The sequence below is a fragment of the Pseudomonas sp. GW821-FHT01C01 genome (assembly GCF_059422645.1).
This window is the reverse complement of the sequence record NZ_JBWKXF010000003.1, coordinates 208,628-224,363: the sequence shown is the minus strand read 5'-3', so window position 1 is coordinate 224,363 and position 15,736 is coordinate 208,628. Positions and strand designations below refer to the sequence as shown.

Sequence of the window (15,736 nt, the reverse complement as noted above, 5' to 3'; positions counted from 1 at the left end):
CGAATCCAATGTGGGAGCGGGCTTGCTCGCGAATGGGGGCAACTCGGTCTTCAGACCTGCCCCTGAGCCCCTTCAAACCACGCCAGTTTCTCGCGCAGTTGCACCACTTCACCGACGATCACCAATGTCGGCGCATGCACTTCATGCTCCGCCACCAGCCGAGGCAGGTCCGCCAGGGTGCCGGTGAACACACGCTGATTGACCGTGGTGCCCTGCTGGATCAACGCCGCCGGGGTATCAGCGCCGCGACCGTGCTTGATCAACTGCTCGCAGATGACCGGCAAGCCCACCAAACCCATGTAGAACACCAGGGTTTGTGCCGGCGCGACCAGATCGGCCCACGGCAAATCGGTTGAGCCGTCCTTCAGGTGCCCGGTGACAAAGCGTACCGATTGCGCGTAATCGCGATGGGTCAGCGGAATCCCGGCATAGGCCGCGCAACCACTGGCCGCCGTGATCCCCGGCACGACCTGGAACGGGATGCCATTAGCCGCCAGCTCTTCGATCTCTTCACCGCCACGACCGAAGATGAACGGATCACCGCCCTTCAATCGCACCACACGCTTGCCCTGTTTGGCCAGATCCACCAATTGCTGGTTGATCTGATCCTGCGGCACCGCGTGATCGGCACGGCGCTTGCCGACGTAAACCCGCTCGGCATCGCGACGGCACAGCTCGAGAATCGCCGGCGCTACCAGACGGTCATACAGCACCACGTCGGCTTGCTGCATCAGACGCAATGCCTTGAACGTCAGCAGGTCGGGATCACCCGGCCCTGCGCCCACCAGATAGACTTCGCCGGTTGCAACCGGCGCTTCGCCATCGATCTTCGCTTGCAACAACCGCTCGGCTTCACCGCCCTGCCCGGCCAGTTGCCGATCGGCAATCGGGCCCTGGAAAACATCTTCCCAAAATGCTCGACGCTGCTGCACATCCGGAAACAGGCCTTTGACCTGATGTCGAAAACGCGCCGCCAGTCCGGCCAGCTGACCGAAGGTGGAAGGAATCCAGGTTTCGATCCTGGCGCGGATCAAACGCGCCAGCACCGGCGCATCGCCGCCGCTGGACACCGCGATGATCAGAGGGGAACGGTCGACGATGGCCGGGAAGATCACGCTGCACAGGGCTGGCGCATCCACCACGTTGACCGGTACGCAACGCCGATGGGCATAGGCGGAGACTTGTGCGTTCAGCGCCTCGTCGTCGGTGGCGGCAATGATCAACCCGCAACCGTCCAGATCCGCCTCGGCATAACCACGTAACAGGCACTCGCCACCGCTGCCGGCAACCAGTTCGCGCAATTGCGCTTCGATTTCAGGTGCAACCACCCGCAGCAGCGCACCGGCATCGGCCAGCAGGCGGGATTTGCGCAAGGCAATTTCCCCCCCACCGACGACCAACACACGACTGCCGCGAAGGTTGTGGAACAGCGGCAGATAGTTCATTTAGCCAATGACCTCAAGGCCACCCATGTACGGCTTGAGAACTTGCGGCACACGGATCGAACCGTCGGCCTGCTGATAGTTCTCCAGCACCGCCACCAGGGTACGACCCACCGCCAGGCCGGAGCCGTTCAGGGTGTGCACCAGTTCCGGCTTGCCGGTTTCAGGGTTGCGGAAACGCGCTTGCATGCGACGGGCCTGGAAGTCGCCGCAGTTGGAGCACGACGAAATCTCGCGGTACTTGTCCTGGCTCGGGATCCACACTTCCAGGTCGTAGGTCTTGACCGCGCTGAAGCCCATGTCGCCGGTGCACAGCGCCAGGGTGCGATAAGGCAGTTCCAGCAGTTGCAGGACTTTCTCGGCGTTGGCGGTCAGGCCTTCCAGCGCTTCCATCGACTTCGACGGCTCGACGATCTGCACCATCTCGACCTTGTCGAACTGGTGCTGGCGGATCATGCCGCGGGTATCACGACCCGATGCGCCGGCTTCACTGCGGAAGCACGGTGTGTGGGCGACGAACTTGATCGGCAGCAGTTTCGAGTCGACGATTTCGCCAGCGACAATGTTGGTCAGCGACACTTCGGCGGTCGGGATCAGGTACAGGTCGGCCTCGCCTTCGCGCGAGATCTTGAACAGGTCTTCTTCGAACTTCGGCAGTTGGCCGGTGCCTTGCAGCGCCGGGGCCTGGACCAGGTAAGGCGTGTAGGCCTCTTCATAGCCGTGCTCGGTGACGTGCAGGTTGATCATGAACTGCGCCAGGGCGCGATGCAGGCGAGCGATCGGGCCGCGCAGCAAGGCGAAACGGGCGCCGGACAGCTTGGCGGCAGTTTCGAAGTCCAGCCACCCGAACTTTTCGCCCAGTGCCACGTGGTCCTGAACCGGGAAGTCGAAGGCAGTCGGGGTGCCCCAACGGCGCACTTCGACGTTGCCGTCTTCGTCGTCGCCCACCGGTACCGATTCATGCGGCAAGTTGGGGATACCGAGCAGGATCGAGTCCAGTTCGGTCTGGATCGCGTCGAGTTCGACTTTACCGGCGCTCAATTCGCCCGCCATGCGCTCGACGTCCGCCATCAGCGGCGCGATGTCTTCGCCGCGCTGCTTGGCCTGACCGATGGATTTGGAGCGCGCATTACGTTCAGCCTGCAGCGCTTCGGTGCGGGTCTGGACGGTCTTGCGCTGTTCTTCCAGCGCTTCGATGCGCGCAACATCCAGCACAAAGCCACGGGATGCCAGGCGGTCCGCTACGTCCTGAAGGTTGCTACGTAACAGTTTGGAATCGAGCATGTCGGTTTCTCGTTTATCAAAGTTTGGTCAAGGACAGGCCGGCCCAGGTGGCAAGCAGCCCGCCGAATACGCTGAGCGCCGCATAGCCCAGGGCCAGCGGCACCTGCCCGCTTTCCAGCAGGCGCACCGTATCCAGTGAAAAGGATGAAAAAGTCGTCAGCCCCCCGAGGAAGCCGACGATCAACCCGGCGCGAATCTCAAAAGGCACCTCCGGGCGTATCAAAAACAGACCGTATAGAACACCGATCAGCAAACAGCCCACGATATTAACGGCCAGCGTCGCGGTATAGAAGTGCCGCGGCCAATTCGCGTTGATCCAGTTGCCCGTGGCGAAGCGCAACAACGTGCCGGCAATCCCGCCGACGGAAACCGCAACGATCAATGGAAGCACTACTTTCTCCGCTGCCTTGGGCTTAAACGATCGAGTTTCGCCAAGTGGTTGAGCTTTTCGCCGATCTTCAATTCCAGGCCACGGGGGACCGGTTGATAGAACGGGATCGGGTCGAGTTCTTCCGGGAAATAGTCTTCGCCAGCGGCATAGGCGTCCGGCTCATCGTGGGCGTAACGGTATTCATCGCCGTAGCCCAACTGCTTCATAAGCTTGGTCGGCGCATTGCGCAGGTGCAGCGGCACTTCCAGCGAACCGTGTTCGGCGGCAGCGCGCAGTGCGGTCTTGAAGCCCATGTACACCGCGTTGCTTTTCGGCGCGCAGGCCAGATAGGTGATGGCCTGGGCCACCGCCAGCTCACCTTCGGGGCTGCCGAGACGCTCCTGCACTTCCCACGCCGCCAGACACAGGCTCAGGGCACGTGGATCGGCGTTGCCGATGTCTTCGCTGGCCATGCGCACCACGCGCCGGGCCAGGTACAGCGGATCGCAACCGCCATCGATCATCCGCGCAAACCAATACAGCGCGCCATCCGGGTTGGAGCCACGCACCGATTTATGCAGCGCGGAAATCTGGTCGTAGAACGCTTCGCCACCCTTGTCGAACCGGCGGCGGGTGTCACCGAGCAGACTTTGCAGGAGCTCGGTGCCGATTTCACTGTTGTCCTCGGCCAGGTCCGAGGCGTTTTCCAGCAGGTTGAGCAAGCGCCGGCCATCGCCATCGGCGGCCGACAGCAGCATCTGGAAGCCTTCATCGCTGAGGCTCAGGTTGCGCTTGCCCAGACCCCGCTCTTCGGTCAGTGCGCGCTGCACCAGTTTGCGCAAGGCCGCTTCATCAAGGCTCTTGAGCACATAGACACGCGCCCGCGACAGCAAGGCGTTATTGAGTTCAAACGAAGGGTTTTCCGTGGTCGCGCCGATGAAAATCAGCGTGCCGTCCTCGACATAAGGCAGAAACGCGTCCTGCTGGGACTTGTTGAAGCGATGCACTTCGTCGACGAACAGAATGGTGCGGCGGCCGTACTGCGCGGCCTGCTGCTTGGCGATTTCCACCGCCTGACGGATCTCCTTGACCCCGGCCAGCACCGCCGAGACCGTTTCGAAGTGTGCATCCGAGACTTCCGCGAGCAATCGCGCCAGGGTGGTTTTACCCACGCCCGGCGGCCCCCAGAAAATCATCGAATGCAGCGCACCCTGCTCCAGCGCTTCGCGCAAGGGCTTGCCGCGAGCGAGCACGTGTTCCTGACCGACGTACTCGTCCAGATTGGCCGCACGCAAGCGGGCGGCCAAGGGCTGGGCGATCGGGGTGCTGCGAAACAGATCCATGACTATCTGTGAAACCTCACTGGGACTGATGCCGATCCTGTAGGAGCGAGCTTGCTCGCGATGGTCGCCAACGATAACGCTGTAAGCCTGACACCCCGCGGCGTGCTCGGGTTTATCGCGAGCAAGCTCGCTCCTACACTGGTTCGGCGTTTTACTCTTGGATCACATCCGCACCCTTGGGGATGTCGAATTTGAATTTGGAAGCCGGGATCGGCTCGTTGGCCTTCACCCCGGTGAACAGGATATTGGTGCGCTGGCCGACACTGTCGATCAGTTGCATGTCGTTAACCAGACCATTGCGGAACGACAGGCGCAGGCTGTCGAACAGGGTGTCCTTGGTCTTCGGCTTGAGGGTGAAATCGATCACGCCGCCCGCTTCCTTGGCGCTGATGTCGAAGCTCTGGCTGATCTTGGACACATCACCGGACAGCAGCAACGCTGGTGTCTGGGTCAGGCGCTGGTCGAGTTTCTTGATGGTGGCCTGTTCCAGGTCCGGGTCCCACAGGGTGACTTTCTTGCCATCGGAGATCATGGTCTGTTCGGCCGGTGCATCGGTGTGCCAGTAGAACAAGCCCGGACGCTGCAGCGACATCTCGCCGGCAGTTTCCTGCAACTGGGTGCCGGTGCCATCAAGGGTCAGTTGCGAGAAACGTGCGGTCAGGGTCTGGGATTTTTCCAGCAGTTGGGTCAGGCGCGCCACGTCCTTGTCATCGGCGTGAGCCGAGAGCGTGGTCAAAGCCAGTGCCGGCAGCAACAGCATGCGGATCAGACGCATGGGAGTCCTCATAACATTCGTGGGAGTGCGAGCGGCGCCAAAGGGCGCCGCCCCTTTCATACTTGGGTCAGTCGCGCACCGGGCCCGGGGCCAGGACTTCACGCGAACCGTTGGTGTTCATGGACGTCACAACCCCGGCCATTTCCATGGCTTCGATCATGCGCGCGGCGCGGTTATAGCCGATTTTCAACTTGCGCTGAACGGCGGAAATGGAGGCGCGACGGCTTTCCAGGACAAACTGCACTGCTTCGTCATACAGCGCGTCGGCCTCGGGATCGTCGCCGTCGCCGCCACCGCTGCTGCCTTCAAAGCCACTGCCCGCCTCTTCAACGCCATTGAGAATGTCGTCGTTGTATTCCGGCGCGCCACGCAGTTTCCAGGCTTCCACCACGCGGTGAACCTCATCGTCGGAAACGAAGGCACCGTGAACACGAATCGGCAGACTGGTGCCCGGCGGCATGTACAGCATGTCACCGTGGCCCAGCAGTTGTTCGGCACCGCCCTGGTCGATGATGGTCCGCGAGTCGATCTTGCTCGATACCTGGAACGCCATGCGGGTCGGGATGTTGGCCTTGATCAGACCGGTGATCACATCCACCGACGGACGCTGGGTCGCGAGGATCAAGTGGATACCGGCCGCACGAGCTTTCTGCGCAATACGGGCGATCAACTCTTCAACTTTCTTGCCGACGATCATCATCATGTCGGCGAATTCGTCGACCACCACCACGATGGTCGGCAGCTTTTGCAGGAGCGGCGCTTCGTCGTGGATGCTTTCACGCTTGTACAGCGGATCGCTCAACGGTTCGCCTGCGTCCTGGGCTTCCTTGACCTTGGCGTTGAAGCCCGACAGGTTCCGTACGCCCATCTTGGCCATCAGCTTGTAGCGTCGCTCCATCTCGGCAACGCTCCAACGCAAGGCGTTGGCGGCGTCCTTCATGTCGGTGACCACCGGGCACAACAGGTGCGGAATGCCTTCGTAGATCGACAGTTCAAGCATTTTCGGGTCGATCATGATCAGCTTGGCGTCTTCCGGGCCGGACTTGAACAGAATCGACAGGATCATCGCGTTCACACCCACCGATTTACCGGAACCGGTGGTACCGGCCACCAGCAAGTGCGGCATTTTCGCCAGGTCGGTGATGACCGGCTTGCCGCCGATGTCGTGACCCAGGGCCAGGGTGACCGGGGATTTGAAGTTGTCGTACTCGGGGGTCGACAGCACCTCGGAGAAACGCACGATCTGCCGGTCTTCGTTGGGAATCTCGATACCGACCGTGGTCTTGCCCGGAATCACTTCCACCACCCGCACGCTGGTCACGGCCAGGGAACGGGCCAGGTCTTTGGCCAGGTTGGAGATGCGGCTGACCTTGACGCCGGCAGCCGGCTGGATTTCGTAACGGGTAATCACCGGGCCCGGGTGGATCGAATCCACTGCGACTTCAACGCCGAATTCCTTGAGCTTGATTTCCAGCAAGTGGCCAACCGCAGCCAGGGATTCAGGCGAGTAATTGAGCTGTTTCTTTTCCGCAGGATCGAGAATCGAGATCGGCGGCAAGGTGCCTTCCACGGCGCTGTCGACGAACAGCGGTGCCTGTTTCTCTTTTTCGACGCGTTTGCTCGGTGCGGCAGGCTTTGGCGGCGCGGGCGCAATCACTGGCGGCACCTGCTTCTCGCGTTCGGACATGTGCTTGCTCAGGGCTTGCTCACGCTCGATCAGGCGCTCCTTGACCTTGGCCTGCTCGCGCTTGTCGGTGACGGTCGGCGCGACCACTTCATCCATACGGTCGTCGACCTCACGCAACTGGGCAACCAGTTGTTTGCGCTCGGTACGGGCCGCCCACCAGCGATTGGCCGCGCCCTGGAACAGTTCGAACAGGTCGAGGGTGATCTTGCCGGTGATGTCCATCACCTTGAACCACGACAGGTCGGTAAACACGGTCAGACCGAACAGGAACAACGCGATAAACAGCAACGTGCTGCCCTGGATATTCAGGGCATTCCTGGCCAGGTCGCCGAGGCTTTCGCCCAGCGCACCGCCCGCACCGGCCGGCAGACCGGTCGCGGCATGAAAATGGATATGGGCCAGGGCGGCACCCGACAGCACCAGGAATACCAGGCCGATCAGGCGCCAGGAGAACAGCCAACCGCTCCACTGCCACGGTTCGTGACGCTGACGGAAGATCTGGTAAGCCTTGATCGCCAACAGTAACGGGAAGATGTAGGCGAAGTAACCCAGCACCATGAACAGGATATCGGCGCTGTAGGAGCCCGCGGGCCCGCCGAAGTTCTGCACATCGTCGATCTTGCTGTTATGACTCCAGCCCGGATCATCCTTGCCATAGGTCAACAAGGCCATCATCAGGAACAGGCACAAGGCACCGATGGCGATCAGCGCACCTTCCTTGAGTCGGTAGTGCAAGTGCTGGCGCCAGAGCGGAACGACGGCTGGTTTAGGTGCTGCGGTGGATTTCTTCAAAACGCTTCTTTTCCTGCGCCATGGGCGCGTCCATCTGGTGAATGTCTATAAAAACTGCCAAAAAAACTGCCCAATCCAGGCAGGTAAAAAGTTAACACGCGTAACCGGGACTACTTTTAACACTGCGCCTCGGTTTTTATAAACACGCCGCGCACTGAATATATGTAACACGCAAGGCATTGTACGGGTTTGTACGCACGACGCCATGCTTGAGACCCTTGGGTGTAGCATAGTCAACAGCACATGACATGCCGTTCAATTTGAGCATGCATTCTCTTTGGTGACAAAGGCTTATGAGGTGTTTTTATGAGCGAAGCGAAGCATTCACGCCTGATTATCCTGGGCTCCGGTCCCGCCGGTTACAGCGCAGCCGTTTATGCCGCCCGTGCCAACCTCAAACCCGTTGTCATTACCGGCATACAGGCAGGTGGCCAGCTCACCACCACCGTCGAAGTCGATAACTGGCCAGGCGACGTCGAAGGCCTGACCGGGCCCGTCCTGATGGACCGCATGCAAAAACACGCCGAGCGCTTTGCCACCGAGATCGTTTACGACCACATCCATACTGCCAAGTTGCAACAACGGCCGTTCGAGCTGATCGGCGACGGCGGAACCTACACCTGCGACGCACTGATCATTGCCACCGGCGCTTCCGCGCAATACCTGGGCCTGCCGTCGGAAGAAGCGTTTGCCGGCAAAGGGGTTTCGGCCTGCGCGACCTGTGACGGATTCTTTTATCGCAACCAGGTGGTCGCAGTGGTCGGCGGCGGTAACACGGCGGTCGAAGAAGCGTTGTATCTGTCGAACATCGCCAAAGAAGTGCACCTGGTCCATCGGCGCGACAAGCTACGCTCGGAGAAAATCCTCCAGGACAAACTCTTCGAAAAAGCCGCCAACGGCAACGTCCGCCTGCATTGGAACCAGAATCTGGACGAAGTGCTCGGCGATGCCAGCGGTGTGACCGGCGCCCGCCTGCGCGACAGCCACACAGGTGAAACCACGGAGCTCGCACTGGCCGGCGTATTTATCGCCATTGGCCACAAACCCAACACCGACCTGTTCACGGGCCAACTGGAAATGCGTGACGGGTACCTGCTGGTCAAGGGAGGCAGCGAAGGCGATGCCACCGCCACGGCGATTGCAGGCGTGTTTGCTGCCGGCGACGTGGCCGACCACGTTTATCGCCAGGCCGTTACGTCTGCCGGGGCTGGTTGCATGGCGGCACTTGACGCCGAAAAATACCTCGACGACATTCCTGTCGTTTGAAGGCAAACTTTATGGCGGGTCAACACCCGCCACTGCCCTCCCCTTCTGCAAGCCCGGACGCCATGCTGACTTGGTTACAACGCAACTCCCTGACCTTTCCACCACTGGAAAAAGCCATGCGCGACCCCAACGGGTTGCTGGCTGCCGGCGGTGACCTGTCCGCTGATCGACTGATCAACGCCTATCGCCACGGGTGTTTTCCATGGTTTTCCGAAGGCCAGCCGATCCTCTGGTGGTCTCCGGACCCGCGCACGGTTTTGTTTCCCGACGAATTGCACGTCTCGCGCAGCCTGAACAAACTGCTGCGCCAGCAACGCTATCAAGTGAGCTTTGACGAGGACTTCGCCGCCGTCATCCGCGCCTGCGCAGCTCCCCGGGATTACGCCGACGGCACCTGGATCACCGACGCGATGCAGGACGCCTACATAGAGCTGCACCGGCGTGGTCACGCCCACTCGGTGGAAGTGTGGGACGACGACGAACTTGTCGGCGGGCTGTATGGCCTGGCGATGGGCCGGTTGTTTTTCGGCGAGTCCATGTTCAGCCGCGCTGACAACGCCTCGAAATTCGGCTTTGCCACACTGGTTCGACATCTGAAAGACTCAGGTTTTGTGTTGATCGATTGCCAGATGCCCACCGATCACCTGCACAGCCTGGGAGCGCGGGCAATTCCTCGCCGCGACTTTGCCAATTACCTCGCGCAGTATCTGGACCAGCCCAGCAGCGCCAATTGGGTTTGCTGAGCGACATTTGCGCGCGTGGCTTACACTTATTCAAAAGCATTATCCCGAGGGTTGATCATGACCGAGTTGGCGCGTTTGAAGTTCTATGCCACTCAGCCGCACTCTTGCAGTTATCTGCCTGAGGAGCAGGCCACGACCCTGTTCCTCGACCCTAGCCAGCCCATGGATGTGCATGTCTATGCAGACCTGTCAGAGATGGGTTTCCGGCGCAGTGGCGATCATCTCTACCGGCCGCACTGCCAGAATTGCAATGCGTGTGTTCCAGCGCGCATTCCTGTAGTGCAATTCAGCCCCAACCGTCAGCAGAAACGCATCTTCAAGCGCAACGCCGACTTGCAGGTACGCCCCGCCAAGCCAAGCTTCAACGAAGAGTATTTCGATCTTTATCAGCGCTATATCGAACAACGCCATGCCGACGGCGACATGTACCCGCCCAGCCGCGATCAGTTTTCCACGTTCCTGGTGCGCGACCTGCCGTTTTCCCGGTTCTACGAATTCCGTCTCGACGGCCGCTTGCTGGCGATCGCCGTCACCGACCTTCTGCCGAACGGTCTGTCGGCGGTGTACACCTTCTATGAACCCGACGAAGAGCGTCGCAGCCTGGGACGCTACGCCATCCTCTGGCAGATCGCCGAGGCCCGGCGACTGGGGCTGGATGCGGTCTATCTGGGCTACTGGATCAAAAACTGCAAAAAAATGAGCTACAAGACCCAGTATCGTCCCATTGAACTGCTGGTTAACCAGCGCTGGGTCGTCCTGAACTAGAGCGAACCCTAAACCCCTTGGCTTGAACCCCACTTTTCGGGCACAATGCACGCCGCTTTTGCCTGGCGCAGTTGCACCGGGCCATTCACTGGACACCGAGGGCTTTACTGCATGTCGAAAGAAGACAGCTTCGAAATGGAAGGCACTGTCGTCGACACCCTGCCCAACACCATGTTTCGCGTGGAGTTGGAAAATGGGCACGTCGTAACCGCGCACATCTCCGGCAAGATGCGCAAGAACTACATCCGTATTCTTACCGGCGACAAAGTGCGCGTCGAGCTGACGCCCTATGACTTGAGCAAAGGGCGCATCACTTACCGCGCTCGCTAATCAAGTCAATACAAGACGCCCGGCCTATGCCGGGCGTTTTTGTTTGTGCACGATTTAGCTGCCATCACACCAAACCCTGTGGGAGCGGGCTTGCTCGCGAAAGCGGCGGGTCAATTTGCATCAATGTTGTATGTGCAGACGTCTTCGCGAGCAAGCCCGCTCCCACAGGGAATCTACGGCGACAACCCAATTTCTGGCAGGCAACAAAAAGGCGCCTTTCGGCGCCTTTTTGTTTTGCTTCTAAACGTCAGGCCATTTCGGCCGTAGTCTCGAACTCGAAGGACAGTTCGCCGTCTTTGATGTCGATGTGCACCACACCGCCATGTTCGGCCAGTTCGCCAAAGAGAATCTCCTCCGCCAGCGGACGCTTGATCTTGTCCTGGATCAGGCGAGCCATTGGGCGAGCACCCATCGCCGCGTCGTAGCCACCTTCGGCCAGCCAGCTGCGGGCCGCATCGGTGACTTCGAGCAACACACGCTTGTCTTCCAGCTGCGCCTGAAGCTCGGTAAGGAACTTGTCCACCACGCTCTTGATGACCTCATGACTGAGGCGACCAAACTGGATGATGGTGTCCAGACGGTTGCGGAATTCCGGCGTGAAGCTCTTCTTGATCACTTCCATCGCATCGGACGAGTGATCCTGATAGGTGAAACCGATCGAAGCGCGGGCTGCGGTCTCGGCACCGGCGTTGGTCGTCATGATGACGATCACGTTACGGAAATCCGCCTTGCGCCCGTTGTTATCGGTCAACGTACCGTGGTCCATGACCTGCAGCAGCAGGTTGAAGACTTCCGGATGCGCCTTCTCGATTTCATCGAGCAACAGCACGCAGTGTGGCTGCTTGGTGATGGCTTCGGTGAGCAGACCGCCCTGATCGAATCCGACATAACCCGGAGGTGCACCGATCAGACGCGATACGGTGTGGCGCTCCATGTACTCGGACATGTCGAAGCGAATCAGCTCGACACCCAACGCCTTGGCCAACTGACGCGCCGCCTCGGTTTTACCGACACCGGTAGGCCCTGCGAACAGGAACGAACCAACAGGCTTGTCAGGGGATTTGAGGCCGGCACGGGACAGCTTGATCGCGGTTGCCAGCGAGTCGATCGCGGCATCCTGACCGAACACGGTCAACTTCAGGTCACGCTCAAGGTTACGCAACAGCTCCTTGTCGGAACTGGTGACGTGTTTAGGCGGAATCCGTGCGATTTTCGCGACGATGTCCTCGACTTGAGGCACTTCGATGCGTTTAACGCGCATCTCGATCGGCTGCAGGCGCTGGTAGGCACCCGCCTCGTCAATCACATCGATCGCCTTGTCCGGCATGTGCCGGTCATTGATATAGCGCGAAGCCAGTTCGGCAGCGGCGCGCAAGGCTTCATCGCTGTATTCGATGTTGTGATGCTGCTCGAAGCGCCCTTTGAGACCGCGCAGGATACCGATGGTGTCTTCCACGGAAGGCTCCGACACATCAACCTTCTGGAAACGCCGGGCCAAGGCACGGTCCTTCTCGAAGATGCCACGGAACTCCTGGAAGGTGGTCGAACCGATGCAACGGATATCACCCGAGGACAGCAGCGGCTTGAGCAGGTTCGAGGCATCCATGACACCACCGGACGCGGCACCCGCACCAATGATGGTGTGGATCTCGTCGATGAACAGGATCGCCTGCGGACGTTTTTTCAGTTCATTGAGCAACGCCTTGAAGCGCTTCTCGAAATCGCCACGGTACTTGGTACCGGCCAGCAAGGCCCCCAGATCAAGGGAGTAAACCACGCTGTTGGCCAGTAGGTCCGGCACCTGGTTATCGACAATGCGCTTGGCCAGGCCTTCGGCAATCGCAGTTTTACCCACGCCCGCTTCGCCCACCAGCAGCGGATTGTTTTTGCGACGACGCGCCAGGATCTGCGCGACACGCTCGACTTCCAGCTCACGACCTACCAACGGATCGATACGACCCTGGCGCGCCAGTTCGTTGAGGTTGCTGGCATAAGCATCCAGGGGATTGCCCGAGGAAGAAGACTCACCGCCCTCGTCGTCCTGCATATCTTGCTCACCTTCAGAGTGATCGCCATGCCCCGGCACCTTGGAAATGCCATGGGCGATGTAGTTGACGACATCTATACGGGCAACGCTCTGCTGTTTCAGCAGGAACACCGCCTGACTCTCTTGCTCACTGAAGATCGCGACCAGCACGTTGGCACCAGTCACTTCGCGTTTGCCCGAGCTCTGTACATGAAACACAGCACGTTGCAGTACACGCTGGAAGCCCAGGGTTGGCTGGGTTTCGCGATCCTCGTCATGAACCGGGATCAATGGCGTGGTGGAGTCAATGAACTCCTGCAGGTCATGCTTGAGTTTGTCGAGGTTTGCGCCGCACGCACGCAAAACGGTGGCGGCAGCCTCATTGTCCAATAGGGCCAGCAAGAGGTGTTCGACGGTCATGAACTCATGACGCTTCGAACGGGCCTCCTTGAAGGCAAGATTGAGGGTGACTTCGAGCTCGCGGTTTAACATAGCTTCACCTCATACCCAAGTGGTCGGCGATTAACCGTCCTTCTCGATTTCACAGAGTAGCGGATGCTGGCTTTCCCTGGCGTACTGGTTGACCTGCATGGCCTTGGTCTCGGCGATGTCGCGGGTAAACACTCCACATACTGCCCGCCCTTCTGTATGGACGGCCAGCATGACCTTGGTCGCCAGCTCGCGATTCAGGTTAAAAAACACCTCGAGCACTTCGACGACGAAATCCATCGGTGTGTAGTCATCGTTGAACAAAACCACCTTGTACATCGGCGGCGCCTGAAGTGCAGGCTTTGCCTCCTGAACAGCAATGCCTGCGGAATCGTCGTCGTGTAAATCAGGGCGATCCTGATTGAATGTTAGTCGAATCTGGCTGATTGCATGCATGGAAAGAAAGGTTCGTCAGTTGTTCAAATACAGTGGTGGGGGCGGCTATCAGCGTTTTCAACTCCGACTGCCCGGTCAGCTTGACTATCGGCAAAACGGTGTTACAACCAATAGAGCCCACAGTGGGTAAAAAAGGTCCGCGGAGTCAATCTTATTTACAGATTCGACTGCGGATGTACTGGATGATACTCCAGTGATGGAGTCTGTTGCAGAGGGAGTTGGGTATGTCAGGCGGCAAGGTCAGCGGCAAGGTCAAATGGTTCAACAATGCCAAGGGTTACGGTTTCATCATCGAGGACGGCAAGACAGAGGACCTGTTTGCCCACTACTCGGCCATCCAGATGGAAGGTTATAAAACCCTGAAAGCCGGGCAAGCTGTCGTATTCGACATCATCCAGGGCCCCAAAGGCCTGCACGCGGTCAACATCGGCAATCCGGTGGATGCTTCGAAAGCGATGACATCCGCCGTGCAACAGACCGTTACGGTGTAAGACCGCACCACCATCCCGCCATAAAAAAACCGCCTGACTCAAGTTCTTGAATCAGGCGGTTTTTATGTGCCTGCGTTTTCTTACATGTGCGAGATCAGCGCATCACCGAAGCCGGAAGACGAAACCAGCTTCGCGCCCTCCATCAGACGCTCGAAGTCATAGGTCACGGTCCTGGCGGAAATCGCGCCGTTGGTGCCCTTGATGATCAGGTCGGCCGCTTCGGTCCAGCCCATGTGGCGCAGCATCATTTCAGCGGACAGGATCAGCGAACCCGGGTTGACCTGGTCCTTGCCGGCGTACTTCGGTGCAGTACCGTGGGTAGCTTCGAACATGGCCACGGTGTCGGACAGGTTGGCGCCCGGCGCAATACCGATACCGCCCACTTCTGCCGCCAGGGCGTCAGAGAGGTAGTCGCCGTTCAGGTTCAGGGTTGCAATCACGTCGTACTCGGCCGGGCGCAGCAGGATCTGCTGGAGCATGGCGTCGGCGATGGCGTCCTTGACGATGACGTTCTTGCCGGTTTTCGGGTTCTTGAACTGCATCCACGGACCGCCGTCGAGCAGGGTCGCGCCGAACTCTTGCGCCGCCACTTCGTAGGCCCACTCCTTGAAGGCACCCTCGGTGAACTTCATGATGTTGCCTTTGTGCACGATGGTCAGCGAATCGCGATCGTTGTCGACCACATATTGCAGGGCCTTGCGTGCCAGACGCTTGGTGCCTTGCAGGGACACCGGCTTGACGCCGATACCGCAGTTCTCGTCGAAACGGATCTTGGTAACGCCCATTTCTTCCTTGAGGAACTTGATGACCTTGGTGGCTTCCGGCGTACCGGCCTTCCACTCGATGCCGGCGTAGATGTCTTCGGAGTTCTCGCGGAAAATGGTCATGTCGACATCGCCTGGCTTCTTGACCGGGCTAGGCACGCCTTCGAACCAGCGCACCGGGCGCAGGCAGACGTACAGGTCGAGCTGCTGACGCAGGGCCACGTTCAGGGAACGGATGCCGCCACCGACCGGGGTGGTCAGCGGGCCCTTGATGGAAACCACGTAATCCTTGACCGCGTCCAGGGTTTCCTGAGGCAGCCAGGTGTCCTGATCGTAAACCTGAGTCGCTTTCTCCCCGGCGTACACTTCCATCCAGGAAATCTTGCGCTCGCCACCGTAGGCCTTCTTAACAGCAGCATCGACAACCTTGATCATGACCGGACTGATGTCGACACCAATGCCGTCGCCTTCGATGAAGGGGATGATCGGGTTATTAGGAACATTGAGAGAATGGTCTGCATTGACGGTGATTTTGTCGCCGACGGCTGGAACCTGAATCTTCTTGTAACCCATGCTGAACTCCATTGATTGGATTGAACATCTGGCTTGGTTCGAGCGTAACCCAGTTGAATCGGCGCGCAAACCCTATGTTCCATCCATCTGCCGCAAAGCCTTGCAACTCGCGAGCTACAAGCCTGAAAGCAAAGGGAAAAGCGCCAAACTCAAGCACGACGAATGACCTTACGCCCTCCTCGCCCCTGCGACCTTTAGAC

At 59.4% G+C, this 15,736-nt stretch carries 15 protein-coding genes; 6 read left to right on the top strand and 9 right to left on the bottom strand.

The annotated features are described in order from the left end of the window. Positions 1 to 50: 50 nt before the first annotated feature. From cysG to AC07XF_RS03580, 6 genes are all read right to left on the bottom strand, one after another. Entirely contained in the window at positions 51 to 1,445 is a 1,395-nt protein-coding gene (gene cysG / locus AC07XF_RS03605; RefSeq protein ID WP_495025425.1) for a siroheme synthase CysG, read from the bottom strand. Beyond that, on the bottom strand, positions 1,446 to 2,726 hold the full coding sequence (serS, locus tag AC07XF_RS03600; protein ID WP_495025424.1) for a serine--tRNA ligase: 1,281 nt from the start codon (positions 2,724 to 2,726) through the stop codon (positions 1,446 to 1,448). A 16-nt stretch (positions 2,727 to 2,742) separates the two neighbouring features. Then, entirely contained in the window at positions 2,743 to 3,117 is a 375-nt protein-coding gene (crcB, locus tag AC07XF_RS03595; protein WP_495025423.1) for a fluoride efflux transporter CrcB, read from the bottom strand. Then, positions 3,117 to 4,439 carry a replication-associated recombination protein A gene (locus tag AC07XF_RS03590; RefSeq protein WP_277537973.1) on the bottom strand — a complete coding sequence of 441 codons (1,323 nt, stop codon included), beginning with the start codon at positions 4,437 to 4,439 and terminating at the stop codon, positions 3,117 to 3,119. The genes crcB and AC07XF_RS03590 overlap by 1 nt, the downstream gene beginning before the upstream one ends. 151 nt (positions 4,440 to 4,590) lie before the next feature. Further along, positions 4,591 to 5,214 carry an outer membrane lipoprotein periplasmic chaperone LolA gene (gene lolA / locus AC07XF_RS03585; RefSeq protein ID WP_007986890.1) on the bottom strand — a complete coding sequence of 208 codons (624 nt, stop codon included), beginning with the start codon at positions 5,212 to 5,214 and terminating at the stop codon, positions 4,591 to 4,593. Positions 5,215 to 5,281: 67 nt separating this feature from the next. Beyond that, positions 5,282 to 7,693, bottom strand: coding sequence for a DNA translocase FtsK (locus AC07XF_RS03580; protein ID WP_007986892.1), 2,412 nt, complete (start codon positions 7,691 to 7,693; stop codon positions 5,282 to 5,284). Positions 7,694 to 7,999: 306 nt separating this feature from the next. On the opposite strand from AC07XF_RS03580, the gene trxB reads away from it, so the two are divergent. The 4 genes from trxB (at position 8,000) to infA (ending at position 10,797) form a co-directional block, all read left to right on the top strand. Beyond that, positions 8,000 to 8,959, top strand: coding sequence for a thioredoxin-disulfide reductase (gene trxB / locus AC07XF_RS03575; RefSeq protein WP_495025422.1), 960 nt, complete (start codon positions 8,000 to 8,002; stop codon positions 8,957 to 8,959). Positions 8,960 to 9,021: 62 nt separating this feature from the next. Further along, positions 9,022 to 9,702, top strand: coding sequence for a leucyl/phenylalanyl-tRNA--protein transferase (aat, locus tag AC07XF_RS03570; RefSeq protein WP_495025421.1), 681 nt, complete (start codon positions 9,022 to 9,024; stop codon positions 9,700 to 9,702). Positions 9,703 to 9,759: 57 nt separating this feature from the next. After that, the gene (locus AC07XF_RS03565; RefSeq protein ID WP_495025420.1) at positions 9,760 to 10,467 is read left to right on the top strand and encodes an arginyltransferase; all 708 of its coding nucleotides are present in this window, start codon (positions 9,760 to 9,762) and stop codon (positions 10,465 to 10,467) included. Positions 10,468 to 10,578: 111 nt separating this feature from the next. Then, the gene (gene infA / locus AC07XF_RS03560) at positions 10,579 to 10,797 is read left to right on the top strand and encodes a translation initiation factor IF-1 (protein WP_002553999.1); all 219 of its coding nucleotides are present in this window, start codon (positions 10,579 to 10,581) and stop codon (positions 10,795 to 10,797) included. A 247-nt stretch (positions 10,798 to 11,044) separates the two neighbouring features. Here the strand turns inward: infA and clpA are convergent, their stop codons facing one another. Together clpA and clpS are read right to left on the bottom strand one after the other, a co-directional pair. Then, positions 11,045 to 13,315 (bottom strand): ATP-dependent Clp protease ATP-binding subunit ClpA, encoded by a 2,271-nt coding sequence (clpA, locus tag AC07XF_RS03555; protein ID WP_495025419.1) that lies wholly within the window; start codon positions 13,313 to 13,315, stop codon positions 11,045 to 11,047. A gap of 30 nt (positions 13,316 to 13,345) precedes the next feature. Further along, positions 13,346 to 13,708 (bottom strand): ATP-dependent Clp protease adapter ClpS, encoded by a 363-nt coding sequence (gene clpS, locus AC07XF_RS03550; RefSeq protein WP_015094394.1) that lies wholly within the window; start codon positions 13,706 to 13,708, stop codon positions 13,346 to 13,348. 224 nt (positions 13,709 to 13,932) lie between these two features. Here clpS and cspD point away from each other — a divergent pair, with 224 nt between their 5' ends. After that, positions 13,933 to 14,199, top strand: coding sequence for a cold shock domain-containing protein CspD (gene cspD, locus AC07XF_RS03545; protein ID WP_495025418.1), 267 nt, complete (start codon positions 13,933 to 13,935; stop codon positions 14,197 to 14,199). 80 nt (positions 14,200 to 14,279) lie between these two features. Here cspD and icd read toward each other — a convergent pair whose 3' ends face one another. Continuing rightward, positions 14,280 to 15,536 (bottom strand): NADP-dependent isocitrate dehydrogenase, encoded by a 1,257-nt coding sequence (gene icd / locus AC07XF_RS03540; RefSeq protein ID WP_495025417.1) that lies wholly within the window; start codon positions 15,534 to 15,536, stop codon positions 14,280 to 14,282. Here icd and AC07XF_RS03535 point away from each other — a divergent pair. Continuing rightward, positions 15,535 to 15,702 carry a hypothetical protein gene (locus AC07XF_RS03535; protein ID WP_177318805.1) on the top strand — a complete coding sequence of 56 codons (168 nt, stop codon included), beginning with the start codon at positions 15,535 to 15,537 and terminating at the stop codon, positions 15,700 to 15,702. The genes icd and AC07XF_RS03535 overlap by 2 nt on opposite strands. The last annotated feature ends 34 nt before the right edge of the window (positions 15,703 to 15,736 follow it).